Genomic DNA, 16457 nt, shown 5'->3' on the forward strand with positions numbered 1-16457 from the left:
CTGGGTGATTGGCTCAATAACGAAAGACCTTCCATTGCGGCAAAAGTATGCTGAAGGCGTAGGTTCCGTCACCTCTTTTCTTAGCGACCAGCCCTGAGCAAGGAGGGACTTCTTTGTGTTTTCCATGACTTGTGTCGTGGATACTTCTGTGTCTACGCTTTGGGTCGCCCCAACAGAAGAGACTCTGTCGAAAGTCGTTCTTCCGAAAGATAGGCCCGCAACGGGTATTGAGGCTAGTTCTGTTGCAAGCTCTGCGGTTGTTGGTCTTGGGCGTTTGTCTTCATCGCTCTTCCATTCGCACCACTGGTAAATGTGAATTGATACTGGCGTTATGGCTGCAATGGCGAATAACGTAATCAGCGATGTTCTTGCCTTTGTTTTCATTGAATCATTGCCGTGCCCATGGTGGATGAGGTGTTCTTTGGTGCTTGGTAGAATGAGCAAAGTGTTGAGGCCTGTTTTCGTCTTCGATCCTGCTGGGTCTGAGGATGTGCACCATCCGGCCTCGTGAGTAGTGCTGGGTCTGCGTGAATCGCGAACGAATTGATAGGCAATGCGGAAACCGGGTGTGTCGGCGAAAGCACCTGGCCCGCGCTAAGTCGCGGTCAATTTTTCGATGGCTGTATCACTACATCTTGTTTCAGTGTAGGTGTCCACGCTTCCGTGCGTGGAGAAATACGAACGATTTAATAAACTCAACGATGTCTTTTCATTTTTGATAGGTGACCGGCAAATCCTACGCAGAATGTCGAGAAGCCTAGTGCAAAAACGCCAACTCCAAGAATCATGAGGCCTAATGCTGCAACCGAAAAAGCCAGTGCTCCAAGAGAAAAGCCAATCAATGCTATGCGAAGGCCAAGTAAGCGAGGATCTTTTAGGGTTACGGAGATATCATGGGTAGACCCCCTGTGCCAGGGGTGCCCACAAAGCCAGCGCCAATGCCGACGAGTCAGCTTCGCCGGGATGTCCAAGTTGGTTGACTTGCCCCTGATTCATCGCTACTCAATCGTTGCCGCTTTTAACCTCATGACGGGAAATTTTTCCGTATTCGTCGTAGACATCCAAGATGCGGTGCTGCTTATCAGCATCGAAATTTTCCACAGAAAAAATACGGCCCCATTCTGCAGCCATGAATGTGCCAGCGATCTTTCCATCAGCGTCTACGCATGACTTCGACAATCCTACCTGTCCCCAGGAGGCATATACCGTTCTTGCGGGTTGTTGACAGACGTACCCACTCTGATGATCTAGTGCGTATTTGTTGTCCGCTCCAGAGCAGGATGCGATCGAAAGTGTTGCAATGACTAGTGATGTGAGGATTAGTTTCATTTGTATGGATCGGCCATATAGGGGCTAGGGATGGGCGATTGGCGGTCAAATGGGTCTGCTCCATTTGATGCATCGAGTGTGTCGCGAACGAAGGAATGGCAGTAGTTCATCGGTGGAATGAAGCGGCCTAGTGGTCGCCCTGGTGATATGAGTCTATTTACATTCGCTTCATCGGCGCCAGGTGCAAGTCGGCACTCCGCGCTTCTTCCGGCGCTACGAGTTCCATGGTCCACGGTTTCCACTGGTGATCCAATAAAGTCATATTGATTGCCCGCATTTGCTCCTGCCTTTGCGGTGCCCATTCCAGCTTCCTGCGTGTCCGTCTTCAGCCAGTAGTGATCGATAGGGCCGAGCTTTCCATCAAATGCGGGATCGCGGCAAACCCAAACGGACAAGCCTAAAGTATCGCTGTAGGTCAGTGGGTCGTTAATTCCATACGTGTATGTACTTTTCCCCCCAGAAAGGCCTAAGGGGTCGCTCTGTATATATCGGCCTGCAAGCGCATCATAGTCACGGTGCAAGTTGTAGGCCTTGCCCGCTTCCTTGTCGTAGTATTGCCCCGGAAAGCGCAGGTTAAGCGCGTAGCCTGTCGTCGATACCGGCCTTGCTTCGCCAAACGGATTGCTGGTGTAAGACCAATGCCAAGCCATTGCACCGGCGTTTGTTGTAACCACACGTGGCGATCCGAGCGCATCGGCATGCACATAGTTCAATGATGCGGCGCCGCCGTTGTCCAGCACGCCCACAGGAATGCCGCCGAGCCACAGATAGTCACGCGCCGCACTCTCGGTCGCCTCCGAGAGCAACTGACTCCCCTCGTCATACGCAAAGCGCGTCGTCGTCCCGTCCGCCGTCTTGCTCGTGCGCTGCTCCAGGCTGTTGTACACGTAACTGCCCACGATCTGGCCGTTACGCTGCACTACCGTCATCCGGTTACGGCCGTTATAGCCATAGCCCCATGCATCACCTGCAAAGGCGTTGCCTGTCGTATTGCCGTTGGCGTCATAGGTCCGCGATGCCGTGCCGATGCTCGTCAGCCAGTGGGTGCCGGGCTGATAACCGTAGTTGCCGGTCGCTAGACCATTGCCCGTCTTGCTGAGGCGGTCACCGGTCTTGTTGTATGTATAGGCCTCGATGGCCTGCCCAGCCGGGTCGTCCACGCTGGCGAGGCGGTATAGCGGATCGTAGCGATAGCTCTCCGAGCCAGTGCCCGCCTCACTCACCCCCGTGATGTTGCCCATCGCATCGCGGATGAAGTGCAATTCCAGGGCCGGGCTGACGATGTCGGTGATGCGGTAGTTGGCGTCGTAGGTGCGGCTGATCGTCTGGCCGTTGCCCAGCGTATAGGACTGGATCGGGCCGAACGGCAGGTAGGTCGCGTTACTGACGACGGCCTGTGTGGTGCCGCCCGGCGGCGTGACCGTGAGCCCGCTGATCTGGCCGAGGGCGTCATAGCTGTAGGTCACCACGGCGCCGCTGGGGCGGGTCTCGGTGTGGATGCGGTCGGCCAGGGTATAGCTGTACGCCACGGTGTCCGTCGCATCGCCCTGGGTCTGGCGCTTCTGGATGACGTTGCCCCGGGCGTCGTAGCAGTAGGTCGTGGTGACGGCCTGCTCCACGATGCGGGTCAGGCGGCCGACGGGAGCGGATGCGGCGCAGCCGGTGACCGTATTGGCCTCGTCGTAGTGATAGCTGGCGTTGAGGCTGGTATCGGCATAGCTGGCCGAGGTGCGCCGGTTCAGGGCGTCGTAGGCGTAGGTGGTGGTGATCCCCTTGGCATCGGTCTGGGTCAGGCGATTGCCGGCGGCATCGACGGTGAAGGTCGTGGTGCCGGTGTCCGGGCTGTGGATGCCGGTCAGGTCGCCCAGGCCGTTGTGGTCGTAGAGGGTGTTGAGGCCATCCGGGTCGCTGATGCCGGTGACGTTGTCGCTGGCGTCGTGACTGGAGATGGAGGTCGTGTTGGCGGTGGCGGGGTTCGCGCCGTTGTAGTCGTCGATGGTGCTGACCAGGCGGTTCAGTGCATCGTAGCCCTGCTTTCGCTGCATGCCCTTGGCATCGGCCGAATGCACCGGATGGCCTTCGGCGTCGTAGCCGTCGGTGGTGTCGAAGGACAGCACCGTGCGGTTGAGGGCATCGGTGACGGTCAGCAGCTGGCTGAGGCTGTTGAAGGTGCGCGAGAGCGAGCGGCGGACCGTGCCGCTGGCATCGAAGGTTTCTTCCTTCGTGCGGTTGCCGGCGGCATCCAGGGTGTAGTGCACCCGGTTGCCCTGCCCGTCGGTGATGTCGGTCAGGCGGCTGGCGTCGTCGAAGGTGTACTTGAGCGTCATGCCATCGGCATCGGTGGTCTGGATGATGTTGCCGACGGCGTCGTAGGTGAGCGTGGTGACCGACGGGGTGCCGTTGGCATCCCGGGTGGTGGTCGCCAGCCAGCCTTCGGGGGTGTAGGTCATCAGGGTCACGATGCCGTTGGCATCGGTGAGCTTGCCCGGATGGCCGTACAGGTCGTAGGCGTCGTAGCTGGTGACGTGGCCCAGGGCATCGGTGGCCGTGGCAAGGCGGCCCTGGGCGTTATAGGTGTAACGGGTGATGTCGGCCACGTCGGTACGCGGGCCGTCTACCGTTTCGACGAGGCCGGCGGCGTTGTAGGTCATGGTCGCGACGCGGTCGGCCGTGGCGGCGTGGGTCAGCGCGGAAACAAGAGCGAGCGCGAGCGGTGTCCAGCGAAGTCCTTTGGTCATCGGTCAGTCCTTGAGCGAGCGAACGGTGGTCGAGAGCGGGCGGCCATTAGCGTCGTAGGTGTACGACGTGACCCTATCGGCCGTGGTCACGGTTGCTGGGCGGAAGCTGGTGCCGTCCCAGGTCGTGGTGATCGTGCGCTCTTCGGGGGTGCTCTTCGCTTCGGTTTTCGTCGTGATGCGTCCCTGGGGGTCGTAGGTGAACGCGGTGATCCTGCCCAGTGCATTGGTTTGCGTGGCGATCTGTCCGCGTGCGTCGTAAGTGAAGGATGAGTTGCTGATGGGGCAGCCGGGCACCGGTTCGCCGGATACCGAGGTCATCCGGCGTGTACCGCCCACCGTGCCGTAGGTGTAGGTCACCACGTGTCCCAGGGGATTGGTGACCGTGGTGGTGGCGTCGTCGACGTAGGCAATGACGGTCTTGTCGGCGCCACCGGCGTGCTCGCTGGAGATCGCCCGGCCTTGGCTGTCGTAGGTCCAGGTCGCGGCGCGCACGCCCCGCTCGTCGAACAGGCCGGTGAGGAAGCGCGGGTGCTCGACATCCTCATACACGTAGCGCCGCGACGTGGTCTTGCCCTGCACTTTACGTGTCGCCTGCTGCAATTGTCCTTCGTCGCTATACGTATAGGTCACGCTTACGCCCGTCGAGGACAGCGAGACCAGCTGTTCGGAGAAGCCCTTGGTGAAGACCAGCGTATGGCCACGAGAATCCTTGACGGTGACCTTGATATTGAAGTTGGCATCGAAGCCATAGGTCAGGGTCTGGGTCAGGCCGTTGGCGCCGCGGTAGCTGGTGAGCTGGCCCTGGCCATTGAAGGTATAGACATCGTTCGCCGGAGAGCTGTAGATCCATTTCGATCCGGAACGGCTGAGGCTGCCGCGCTCCGACGACTCGCCGGTCGCCACGCTGCCCGTGACCGCGAATAGCGAGGCTCGCCCATCGTCCAAGGTCAGCGAGGCCACGCCCATGCCTACGATCAGATTCGCGCTGTACGTATGGCGCCAGCGGCCATCGGCACTGTTGTAGAACCGAGTGAAGGCCAGCTCGCCATCGGCATCCGCGAAGTCGCTCTCGCGCTGGAACTTGTTGCCGATGGCGGCGTTGATCGGATTACCCTGGCAGTCGTTCGGATCGTTGTTGGGATCGTCATCGGGATCGCCAAACTGCTTGCGAGCGAGCGCATCACCATCCAGGACGCATTCACCGGTGACGAAGTCGAAGACCTTATCGACGTCGCAGGGGCCTTCGACGACGGCGATGATGTGGGGAATGTGTTGCGGCGCTCCCTCGCCCACCCGCGCCAAGGTGTCGCAATTGTATAGATACGGGTTTCCCGACATCGGTGCGAAGGTGGGTGCCACATAGGCAAGGACGTGTGAGTTGCCCGAATTGTACTTGGCCACATCGGCCTTGTAGGCCGCCTGGCAGGCGGCATCGGCGGACGGGTAATGCGCCATGTCGTCGGCGGGTGGGAAGGATGGGGAATCCAGTGCGAACCACACCTCATCGGCATGCGCCACGTTGGCGAGTGACAGAATGATGGATACGGCGATTGCTGTGGTCTTCATGACCTCTCCCTGATGATTCGGTATCCGTGGATCAGAAGAATGATGGTGGCATCTTGGATCCGATGAAGGGCCTGCATGGGCAGGCCGGCGTGATGATTCCTGGCTGGCTGTCGTTCTGGCAGTGGAAGATGGCTAGTTTCGCAGTGATGATTTTAGTGAGTCACGCGAAAACGGCAGATTGAATGCTTATCTCTGCCCATTGCGTCCATGCGGGCGAGCCCGCACGGCGGGGCTCGCATGAGATCACGCGTGATGGGTTTTCGTCTTGAGAAAGATGGACAGGAAACGTGTCGTTGTTGAGGCGATCGTGTGTCGTTGATGAGGTGGTAGCGCGATACCGATCACATCAAGCGCAGTTGCAGGTGCGCGCCTCGCGCGCGACATGTGCGAGGCGATACGTGCGGAATGATCGATGCATCGCGATGGTGATGATGCGATGCGCTTGGAGTCATCGCTGTGTTGATGCGTGGCCGGTCGCGCGCGAGGCGCGCTCCTACAGGGGTGCGTGCAACTTGGGGTGGTTTTTCGGACTCGATCCTACAGACATGATGGAATTGATCTGATAGGGTGCGTTCGTTGCCTGTGGATCGGACGCAAGAGAAGAAGCACAGGCAACCGTCACTCACCATTGCGGTGAGAAGCATGGCCGCCCGGGTGCTGGAAACACCCGAACGGCCACTGACTCCAACCTTGCAGCAACAAGGACCAGAGCTATGTCGAAGTTTACGGCATTCCCACCCCCTCCGCTTTTATGCGGGCACCCTCACGGTAGCGATCGCGCGTTCCGGAGCGCTTCCGGCCGCGTCTGACCCCACGCGACGTCCGCCGTGTCCATGAGAAGGTTCCTCGCCGTTGCCACCCGGCGCGTAGCCGTGTGGCCGGTCCCGGCCGGCTGACGCCGCTTTCATACGCTGTCCCTGACGCCCGATCGTTCCGTGGAGGAACGGCCGTGGGAAACGCTTCCCATCGTTCGAGTGACGAGGGGTATGCCGGGAGGCATGCCCCGCCTCGATACGGGCGCACCACAAGGAGTGTCTTCATGATTGACTCGAACAGCAGCATGGGCATCGGCATGGCCCCGTTTTGTCCCGACCCGCAGGCCACGGTGGAATCCCTGCTCGACCTCATCGGCGACTGGCTCACGTATGTGGGTGGCATGCATGAGGTGCTGGCTGACATGGCGGCCGATCCCGAACCGCCGGATCGTCATCAGCTGGCTTGCATGCTGGGTACGGTGGCGTTGCTGATCCGGCAGAGTGAAAGTTGCATACGGCAGGTGAAGTGTCGCTATGTGCGACAGGCCGGCGAGATGACGGGAGGTGATTGATGGATCTGCCTGTCACTGCCATTACGGGTGCCGGGCTTGGTCTGCTGGCCGTGAACGTGGCGGTTTACCTCGATCGCATGCATGGGGTTACCCATGCCTGTCGCAGCGCGCGTGAGTTCTGTGTGGTGTCGTTTGGTTTTGCGCTGGTGGCAGCGGTGGCGTTGCTGGACCTTGTGACTGAGGTGTGGATTGATCCGCAGGAGAGTGTGGCCTTGGGTGTGCTGATGTCGGCCGGGATCGGGTTGTCGCTTACGACTTCGGCGGCGTTGGGGTTTTGTCTGGTTTCCCGGTTGTAGGTGGGGTGGCTGGGGCAATACGGTTTTATTGGGGCGGTCGCGCGCGAGGCGCGCTCCTACAAAAGCGGGGTTCGACCATGGTCCATAGGCGGGCGTGATCTCTGTGGGCTACCCTCGGGATTCTTATCCTGTAGCGGAGGCGGCGCATGGGTTACGAGGAGAGCTGGCGGCGGTCGGTGGATGAGCCCGAGGCGTTCTGGGCGGAGCAGACCCGGCTCATCGACTGGAAGGAGCCGCCCCGGCAGATACTCGATGCTTCGCGCCCACCGTTTCGCCGTTGGTTTGTTGGTGGCACCACCAATCTCTGCCATAACGCGGTGGATCGCCACCTTGCGACGCGGCCCGACCAGCTCGCCATCGTGGCGGTGTCCACGGAAACGCAGGTCACCCGTGAGATCAGCTATCGCGAACTGCATCGTGAGGTGAATGCATTTGCCGCGACGCTGCTTGCACTGGGTGTGAAGCGGGGCGATCGTGTGGTGATCTATATGCCGAATATCGCCGAGGCAGTGTTCGCGATGCTGGCCTGTGCGCGGATCGGGGCGATTCATTCCGTCGTGTTTGGTGGCTTTGCCGCGCATAACCTCGCCATGCGCATCGACGATGCCGAGCCCGTAGTGCTGATCTGTGCCGATGCGGGTATGCGCGGTGGCAAGGTCATTCCTTACAAGCCGCTGGTGGATGCGGCACTGGCTGAGGCGAATACACCGCCGGCCCATGTGCTGGTGGTGGATCGTGGACTGGATGCCGGCATGCAGATGACCGGGGGCAGGGATGTGCTCTACGTGCCACTTCGCGAGATGCATCTTGATGCCGTTGTGCCGGTGGAATGGCTTGAATCGAACGAGCCGAGCTATCTGCTTTACACGTCGGGTACGACGGGGCGGCCCAAGGGTGTGCAACGCGATGTCGGTGGTTACGCCGTGGCGCTGGCGTTGTCCATGACCACGATCTTCGATCTGCAACCCGGGCAGGCGATTTTGTGTACGTCGGATGTGGGCTGGGCCGTCGGGCATTCGTATAACGTGTATGGGCCGCTGATCGGTGGTTGTACCGCGATTCTTTATGAAGGCCTGCCTACGAATCCTGACCCCGGCATCTGGTGGCGCCTGTGCGAAACCTATGGCGTGCGCACGGTATTTTCGTCGCCGACGGGGATACGCATCCTGAAGAAGCAGGACGAGGCGTGGTTGCGCAGGTACGACCTGTCGGCGTTGCGGTGGATCTTTCTTGCGGGTGAGCCGCTGGACCAGCCGACGTATGACTGGCTGACTGAAGGCACGGGCAAGACGGTTATCGATAACTACTGGCAGACCGAGACAGGGTGGCCGGCGTTGTCTTTGATGCCGGGATTGGATTTGAAGCCGGTCAGGTCTGGTTCGCCGGGTTTTCCCACGTTCGGTTACCGCATGCGGGTGATCGACGATGCCACCGGTGAAGATAAGGCGCCGGGCGAGAAGGGTGTGCTGGTGATCGAGCCGCCGTTGCCGCCGGGTTGTCTCACGACGATCTGGCGTGATGACGAGCGTTACGTACGCAGTTACTTCGGGCATTTCAAGGAGCTGCTGTACAGCTCACTGGACTGGGCGGTGCGCGATGCCGACGGGTACATTTTCATCCTGGGGCGCACGGACGATGTCATCAACGTGGCGGGGCATCGGTTGGGGACACGGGAAATCGAGGAATCGGTGGCGACCTTGCCAGCGGTGGCCGAGGTGGCGGTGGTGGGCGTGGCCGATGGGTTGAAGGGGCAGGTGCCGGCCGTGTTCGCGACGTTGAAGCAGGATGTCGGTGGCGATGCGGGCGAGGCGGCGAGGGCCATGGAGCAGCGGGTGGTGGAGTTGCTGGGGGCTCTGGCCCGGCCGGGGTGTATCTATGTGGTGGGTGCGTTGCCCAAGACGCGCTCGGGGAAACTGCTGCGGCGCGCCTTGCAGGCGGTCGTTGAGGGGAGGGAGGCGGGAGATCTTTCGACACTGGATGATCCGGGGGCGTTGGAGGGGATTCGGCGGGCGGTGGAGGCGGGGCCGCATTGTGGGCAGCGTCGGTAGGTGTTCGGCTTCGCCGGTCGCGCGCAAGGTGCGCTCCTACAGGACGGCGTGTGCGCGATCACGCCCGGGCACGACGGCATGTGCGCGACCACGCCCGGGCAGGGCAGCTTGTGTAGGAGCGCGCCTCGCGCGCGACCGTCCGGGCGGCGACTCTCCATCTGCCCGTGCCTCCCAAGGCTTAGCCGCACCGCAACAAGGCTTAAACACTCCTTCGCGCTAAAATGGCGGTCTTTACGCGGAGAGTTCCATGGCACAGCAAACCTCGCCCGGCGCCCGTTTCCGCGCCGCGCTGGCGGAAGAGAAGCCGCTGCAGGTGATCGGCGCGATCAACGCCAACCACGCCCTGCTGGCCAGGCGGGCCGGTTACCGTGCCATCTACCTCTCCGGCGGCGGCGTGGCCGCCGGCTCGCTGGGCCTGCCGGATCTCGGCATCAACACCCTCGACGACGTGCTCACCGACGTGCGCCGCATCACCGATGTGTGTGACCTGCCGCTGCTGGTGGATATCGACACCGGCTTCGGCCCCAGCGCCTTCAACATCGCGCGCACGGTGAAGAGCCTCATCAAGTTTGGGGCCGCGGCCTGCCACATCGAGGACCAGGTGGGCGCCAAGCGCTGCGGTCACCGGCCGGGCAAGGAAATCGTCAGCGCCGGCGAGATGGCCGACCGCGTCAAGGCGGCCGCCGATGCGAAGACCGATCCGGACTTCTTCCTCATCGCCCGCACCGATGCCATCGCCGTGGACGGCGTGGAAGCCGCCATCGAGCGCGCCATCGCCTGCGCCGAGGCCGGTGCCGATGCGATTTTCGTCGAGGCCGCCTACGACCTGCCCACCTACAAGCGCTTCACCGATGCGTTGAAGGTGCCGGTGCTGGCCAACATCACCGAATTCGGCCAGACCCCGCTGTTCAGCACCGAAGAGCTCGGCAGCGTCGGTGTCGGCATCGTGCTTTATCCGCTGTCTGCCTTCCGCGCCATGAACAAGGCCGCGGAAAACGTCTACACCGCCATCCGCCGCGACGGTCACCAGCGCAACGTCATCGACACGATGCAGACGCGCGAAGAGCTCTACGACCGGATCGGTTACCACGAATACGAGCGTCGTCTCGACGCTCTTTTCTCGAAGAAGGGTTAAGGAGAGTCACGCATGAGCGACACCACCACCCAGCCGAAGGCGAAGAAGTCGGTCGCCCTCTCCGGCGTGGCAGCCGGCAACACCGCGCTGTGCACCGTCGGCCGCAGCGGCAACGATCTTCACTACCGTGGCTATGACATCCACGACCTCGCGGCCAAGGGTTCGTTCGAAGAGGTGGCCTACCTGCTCGTCCACGGCGTGCTGCCGAACTGGATGGAGCTGAACGCCTATCGTGCCAAGCTCAAGCGCTTGCGCGGCCTGCCGGCCCCGGTGAAGGGCGCGCTGGAACTGCTTCCGGCCGCGACCCACCCGATGGACGTGATGCGCACCGGTGCCTCGGTGCTGGGCACCGTGCTTCCGGAGAAGGAAGACCACAACCTCACTGGCGCGCGCGATATTGCCGACCGCCTGATGGCCAGCTTCGGCTCCATGCTGCTGTACTGGTACCACTTCAGCCACAACGGCAAGCGCATCGAGACGGAAACCGACGACGATTCCATCGCTGCGCACTTCCTGCACCTGCTGCACGGCAAGAAGCCGAGCGACCTGCATTCGCATGCGCTGGATCGCTCGCTGGTGCTGTATGCCGAGCACGAGTTCAACGCCAGCACGTTCACCGCGCGCGTCATCGCCGGTACCGGTTCCGACATGTATTCGGCCATCACGGGCGCCATCGGTGCGCTGCGTGGTCCGAAGCATGGCGGTGCTAACGAAGTGGCGATGGAAATCATTGCCCGTTACCGCGATGCGGCCGAGGCGGAAGCCGATATCCGTGCGCGCGTGGAGCGCAAGGAAATCATTATCGGCTTCGGTCATCCGGTGTATACCGTGTCCGATCCGCGTAACGAGATCATCAAGGAAGTCTCGCGCAAGCTCTGCACCGATGGTGGTAACCCGCGTCTGTTCGAGGTGTCGGAGAAGATCGAGAAGCTGATGTGGGAACTGAAGAAGATGTTCCCGAACCTCGACTGGTTCTCGGCATCGGCCTATCACATGATGGGTGTGCCCACGGCCATGTTCACGCCGCTCTTTGTCATTGCGCGTACGTCGGGCTGGAGTGCGCATGTGATCGAGCAGCGCCAGGATGGCAAGATCATTCGTCCGAGCGCGAATTACACGGGGCCGGAAGATCAGGTTTACGTGCCGATCGAGAAGCGTTGATTCGCTAGCGAGCGCACGGATCAGGGTGCGCTCTGGACCGGTCGCGCGCAAGGCGCGCTCCTACAAGGTAACCCTGTAGGAGCGCGCCTCGCGCGCGACCGGATTCAGATCGAAGCCGCCAGCCTCGTCGCCTGGTCGATCGCCCGCTTCGCATCCAGCTCCGCCGCCACATCGGCGCCACCAATCAGGCGCACGTCCATCCCACGCCCCGCCAGCGCATCATGCAGCTCGCGGTTCGGCTCCTGCCCCGCGCAGACGATCACGTTATCCACCGGCAGCACGTGCTTCTGCCCATCCATGCTCACATGCAGGCCGTCGTCGTCGATGCGCTCGTAGGTGACACCACCGAACATCTGCACCTTCTTGTTCTTCAGCGTGGCACGATGCACCCAGCCTGAGGTCTTGTTGAGCCGCGCACCGGGACGCCCCGCCGTGCGCTGGAGCAACCATACCTGGCGCTCCGGCTTCTCCGGGTGCGCCGGCATGAGGCCGCCCGGCGTCGCCATCGTCATGTCCACGCCCCATTCCTTCGTCCAACGCGTGACGTCGGTGGTGGGAGAGGGCGCGGCCTCCGTGAGGAACTCGGCAATGTCGAAGCCAATGCCACCGGCACCGATCACGGCCACCTTATGGCCGACCGGCGCGTTGCCATGCAGGACATCGAGGTAAGAGAGCACCTTGGGATGCGTTGCTCCCTCGATGTCGAGCGCACGCGGCAACACGCCCGTGGCGAGCAATACCGTGTCGTAACCGGCCAGTGTCTCGGGCGTGGCGGTGGTGCCCAGGCGCACATCCACGCCCGTGGCATCGAGACGATGGCGGAAATAACGCAGTGTCTCGTGGAATTCTTCCTTGCCCGGCACACGCTTGGCCATGTTGAACTGGCCGCCGATCTCGTTGGCGCGGTCGATCAGCGTCACGGCGTGTCCGCGCTCGGCCAACGTCGTGGAAGCGGCCAGTCCGGCCGGGCCGGCGCCCACCACGGCGATCCGCTTCTTCGCGGTCGCCGGCACGATGGTGATCTCGGTTTCATGGCACGCACGCGGATTCACCAGGCACGAGGCGCGGCGATTCTCGAACACATGATCGAGGCAGGCCTGGTTGCAGGCGATGCAGGTGTTGATGGCCTGCGGCGTGTTTGCGCGGGCCTTGTTCACCCATTCCGGATCGGCGAGCAGCGGCCGCGCCATGGACACCATGTCGGCATCGCCGTTGGCGAGGATGCGCTCGGCGACATCCGGCATGTTGATGCGGTTGGTGGTGACCAGGGGAATGCCCACTTCGCCCTTCAGTCGTCGGGTGACCCAGCTGAAGGCACCACGCGGCACGCTGGTGACGATGGTGGGTACGCGGGCTTCGTGCCAGCCAATACCGGTGTTGATGATGGTGGCGCCGGCCGCTTCGATCTTCTTGCCGAGGGTGACGATGTCGTCCCAAGGCTGGGCGTTGTCCACCAGGTCGAGCATCGACAGGCGGTAGACGATGATGAAGTCCTTGCCCACCGCCTCGCGCATGCGGCGCACGATTTCCACGGGGAAACGCATGCGGTTTTCGGCCGAACCGCCCCAGCGGTCCGTGCGCAGGTTGGTGCGCGGCGCCAGGAACTGGTTGATGAGGTAGCCCTCGGAGCCCATCACTTCCACGCCGTCGTAGCCGGCATCGCGGGCCAGCTTCGCGCTGCGCACGAAGGCGTTGATGGTGCCTTCGACACCGCGGCCGCTCAGTTCGCGTGGCGTGAACGGCGTGATGGGCGACTTGATCCGCGACGGCGCCACGGACAGCGGGTGATAGCCGTAACGGCCTGCATGCAGGATCTGCATGCAGATCTTGCCGCCTTCGGCGTGCACGGCGCGGGTGACCTTGCGGTGGCGCGCCACCTGCCAGGGCATGGCCAGCGTGCCCGACATCGGCTTCAGCCAGCCGCGCAGGTTGGGCGCGATGCCACCGGTGACGATGAGGCCCACGCCGCCACGGGCACGTTCGGCGAAGAACGCGGCGAGCTTGTCGTAGTCAGCGGCCTTGTCTTCCAGGCCCGTGTGCATGGAGCCCATGAGCACACGGTTGCGCAGGGTGGTGAAACCCAGGTCGAGCGGAGCGAGCAGGTTTGGGTAGGCCACGGGACGGATCCGGTTCAAACGATCGTTCGAATGATCCCCGTAACCGGTCGCCGGGGCAAGGGCGGCCGCAGCACGGGCGTTACGCGCTGTATCGGGGCGTTAACAGGGCGGGGGGCCGCCATGGCATGCAAAGGGCGCTCTGGCGCGGGTGCAGCGGCTTCCTGCGAAAGGCATGCAACTTGCTCGGTTGGCTCAACCGGCGCGTCGGCAGGGCACCCGGCCATTCGAAACAGGGGATTCGCATCGCTCACAGGAGACTCTTCCATGCGTAAGACGCTTATTGCCTCGGCGATTCTGCTCGCCATCGGTTTTGCCTTGCCGGCCATGGCCGACGATACCCAGACGGGATCGTCCGGTGCATCTGCCCAGCGCAAGTCCATCGCCGTGCAGTACACGGACAACTCCACGTCTACTCCGACGACGACCAATACCACCACGAACACCACCAGCGATTCGTTCAACTCCACCACGGCCGTGGCGAACAGCACGCTCAACGGCACGGTGTCCAACATCACGGTCAATCCCACGGGTAACGTCGCCACCAATGCCGGCAACGCCAGCGGCGGACGCGGCGGTGCAGGCGGCGCCGGCTACGGTGCGAAGGGCACGGGCGGCGACGGCGGCAACGGCGGCAGCAGCGGCCGGGCCGGGGCACGTGGCGCGGTGGGCGGCGATGGTTCGAGCAGCAGCGGCGATGCCGGATCGCTGACGGCATCGGCAGGCGGCAACGCCTCCGGCAACGGTGGCGCGGCCTCCGGCGACGGCGGTGGCGCTCGTTCGCGCGGCGCAGGCGGTGGCGCGCCCTCGGGTGGTGCATCGGCCAGCACGGGTGGCGCGAGCGCCAGCAGCGGCGGCGCGGGCACGTCAGGCGATGCCACGGCGACCGCGACCGGTGGCGCAGCCAACGGCGGTGCGGGTGGCGAAGCCACGGCCAGTTCCGGTGCAGCCGGTGCCGGCGCGGCGGGCGGCAACGGCTCGGGTGGTTCGGGCAGCGGCGCCAGCGGTGGTGCGGGCGGTGCCGGTGGTTCGGCCTCGGCGGCAGCCGGTGCGTTCACCGTGACCAACAACGCCGGCAGCGCGGGTACCGGTGCGGCGGGCATCTTCAATCTTGCCCAGAACAGCGGCGCGGCCTCGCTCATCCAGCAGAGCGTGAACGTGCAGGCCAACGTCAACGCCCACTGAAACCCTGATCACGAAACCACGGGGCGCATGCCGCCCCGTGGCGACGTGGAGGTAGGTATGCCATGCCAAGGTTCCGCGAAGCATGCACCGCCGTGCTGGCCCTGTTCGCCATGGGTGCGGCAGCAGGCCAGAGCCCTCCGCCCGTCACGCTGGGCTCGCCGGTACCGGTGAGCCAGTTGGCAACGATGTGCGGCGGCAGCGATACCACGAACAACATCAACACCCAGGCGCTTACCGGCGCGGTGAACGACAACCAGGCGAACAACACGGTCAGCGGGGGCAACCTGGTTTCCGGCAGCGCCTTCGGCGGGGCAGCCGGCCTGCCTACGGTGATCCAGAATTCGGGCAACAACGTACTGATCCAGAACGCGACCATCGTGACGGTGAGGATGGTCCCGTGAAAGCGAAGGGCATGCTCGGCCTGGCCCTGCTGATGGTGGCGACCGCCAGCCATGCAGGGCGGGCCGAGGTGCAGACCTCGCCGGGCACGTCGTATCCGCTGCACCTGACCAGCCTGAAAGAAGCGCGTTTCCGCAACACCATCCGGCAGAAATACGACTTCAGCTGCGGCTCTGCTGCCGTCGCGACCTTGCTCACCTATCAGTACGCGTATCCCGTCGACGAGCAGGCGGCGTTCGACATGATGTACGAGAACGGCGACCGGGCGAAAATCGGACGGGAAGGGTTCTCGTTGCTGGACATCAAGCGTTTCCTCGCCTCGCGCGGCTTCGATGCCGATGGTTTCGCCGTGCCATTGCAGAAGCTCGACGACGAGGGCATGCCGGCCATCGTCCTCATCGACGAACGCGGCTACCACCATTTCGTGGTGGTGAAGGGCTACCGCAACGGGCGCGTGCTCATCGGCGATCCGGCGCGCGGCACACGCTCGATGTCGCAGCGTCGCTTTGACGACCTGTGGAAGAACCGCATCGTCTTCGTGATCCACAACCAGCGCGACCGCGCCATTTTCAACAGCCCTCGCGACTGGGCGGTGGCGCCTGCCGCGCCGCTGGGCGAGGGCATCGAACGCAACGGTCTCGCTCCCATCGTGATGCCCAAGCGTGGACCGGGGGATATATGAACAGGCGCGTGCTCGTCGTCGGTGTCGTGCTGGTGGCGTCAAGCCTGCCGTTGCGGGCCGCCGATTTCACTCGTCAGGAGGCCTTGCCGGATGCGGCGCTCGACCAGGTGCGCGGCGGCATGGACCTGGGAAACGATGTACTCGCGTCGCTCTCACTCCAGCGCACCGTGCTCGTCAACGGCATGGAAGTGATACAGAACAGCGTATCGATCCCGGATATCGCCCACATCACCACGGATCAGGCCACGGCACTGTCCGATGCACTACGGGCCACCACGATCACCACCGGCATCGGTGGCGTATCCACCGACCTGGGCAGTTCCAGCGGTGCGCTGGTCATCCAGAACTCACTCAACAACCAGGCCATCTCGGCCACCACATCGATCGACGCATCGGTGAACAGTGCACGCATGCTGCAGAACCTGCGGCTCGGCGAGGCCATACAGGACGCGACGATCCAGTTCCGGGGGAACTAAC

General features: G+C 62.9%; 14 protein-coding genes. 10 read left to right on the forward strand and 4 right to left on the reverse strand.

Annotated features, from left to right (window positions below):
- Positions 1-1002 precede the first annotated feature (1002 nt).
- From KR767_RS21330 to KR767_RS11895, 3 genes are all read right to left on the reverse strand, one after another.
- Positions 1003-1131, reverse strand: a complete 129-nt coding sequence (locus tag KR767_RS21330; protein WP_284732839.1) for a hypothetical protein — start codon at positions 1129-1131, stop codon at positions 1003-1005.
- Positions 1132-1325: 194 nt separating this feature from the next.
- A complete protein-coding gene (locus KR767_RS11890) occupies positions 1326-4067 on the reverse strand; it encodes an RHS repeat-associated core domain-containing protein (RefSeq protein WP_250876461.1) in 2742 nt (913 codons plus the stop codon).
- A gap of 3 nt (positions 4068-4070) precedes the next feature.
- Positions 4071-5633, reverse strand: coding sequence for a DUF6531 domain-containing protein (locus tag KR767_RS11895; protein WP_250876462.1), 1563 nt, complete (start codon positions 5631-5633; stop codon positions 4071-4073).
- Between the two features lie 26 nt (positions 5634-5659).
- Here KR767_RS11895 and KR767_RS11900 point away from each other — a divergent pair, with 26 nt between their 5' ends.
- The 6 genes from KR767_RS11900 (at position 5660) to prpC (ending at position 11600) form a co-directional block, all read left to right on the forward strand.
- On the forward strand, positions 5660-5815 hold the full coding sequence (locus KR767_RS11900; protein ID WP_250876463.1) for a hypothetical protein: 156 nt from the start codon (positions 5660-5662) through the stop codon (positions 5813-5815).
- Positions 5816-6672: 857 nt separating this feature from the next.
- Complete coding sequence (locus tag KR767_RS11905; protein ID WP_250876464.1) at positions 6673-6960, forward strand: hypothetical protein; 288 nt, start codon at positions 6673-6675, stop codon at positions 6958-6960.
- A complete protein-coding gene (locus KR767_RS11910; RefSeq protein ID WP_250876465.1) occupies positions 6960-7256 on the forward strand; it encodes a hypothetical protein in 297 nt (98 codons plus the stop codon). Before KR767_RS11905 ends, KR767_RS11910 begins: the two co-directional genes overlap by 1 nt.
- A gap of 146 nt (positions 7257-7402) precedes the next feature.
- Entirely contained in the window at positions 7403-9304 is a 1902-nt protein-coding gene (gene prpE / locus KR767_RS11915) for a propionate--CoA ligase (protein WP_250876466.1), read from the forward strand.
- Positions 9305-9551: 247 nt separating this feature from the next.
- Positions 9552-10439 carry a methylisocitrate lyase gene (prpB, locus tag KR767_RS11920; RefSeq protein ID WP_166947695.1) on the forward strand — a complete coding sequence of 296 codons (888 nt, stop codon included), beginning with the start codon at positions 9552-9554 and terminating at the stop codon, positions 10437-10439.
- Positions 10440-10451: 12 nt separating this feature from the next.
- A complete protein-coding gene (prpC, locus tag KR767_RS11925) occupies positions 10452-11600 on the forward strand; it encodes a bifunctional 2-methylcitrate synthase/citrate synthase (RefSeq protein WP_166947696.1) in 1149 nt (382 codons plus the stop codon).
- Between the two features lie 104 nt (positions 11601-11704).
- On the opposite strand, the gene KR767_RS11930 is transcribed toward prpC, so the two are convergent.
- Entirely contained in the window at positions 11705-13717 is a 2013-nt protein-coding gene (locus KR767_RS11930; protein WP_250876467.1) for an NADPH-dependent 2,4-dienoyl-CoA reductase, read from the reverse strand.
- Positions 13718-13981: 264 nt separating this feature from the next.
- Here KR767_RS11930 and KR767_RS11935 point away from each other — a divergent pair, with 264 nt between their 5' ends.
- The 4 genes from KR767_RS11935 to KR767_RS11950 all read left to right on the forward strand — a co-directional run bounded on the left by KR767_RS11935 (position 13982) and on the right by KR767_RS11950 (position 16456).
- Positions 13982-14899 carry a hypothetical protein gene (locus KR767_RS11935; RefSeq protein WP_166947700.1) on the forward strand — a complete coding sequence of 306 codons (918 nt, stop codon included), beginning with the start codon at positions 13982-13984 and terminating at the stop codon, positions 14897-14899.
- Positions 14900-14961: 62 nt separating this feature from the next.
- Positions 14962-15300, forward strand: a complete 339-nt coding sequence (locus KR767_RS11940) for a hypothetical protein (protein ID WP_243853146.1) — start codon at positions 14962-14964, stop codon at positions 15298-15300.
- Positions 15297-15980: a C39 family peptidase gene (locus tag KR767_RS11945; protein ID WP_250876468.1), complete on the forward strand. Its 684-nt coding sequence runs from the start codon at positions 15297-15299 to the stop codon at positions 15978-15980. The genes KR767_RS11940 and KR767_RS11945 overlap by 4 nt, the downstream gene beginning before the upstream one ends.
- Positions 15977-16456, forward strand: a complete 480-nt coding sequence (locus tag KR767_RS11950; protein WP_250876469.1) for a hypothetical protein — start codon at positions 15977-15979, stop codon at positions 16454-16456. Before KR767_RS11945 ends, KR767_RS11950 begins: the two co-directional genes overlap by 4 nt.
- The last annotated feature ends 1 nt before the right edge of the window (position 16457 follow it).

The organism is Luteibacter anthropi, assembly GCF_023699965.1.
Classification (GTDB): Bacteria; Pseudomonadota; Gammaproteobacteria; order Xanthomonadales; family Rhodanobacteraceae; genus Luteibacter; species Luteibacter anthropi.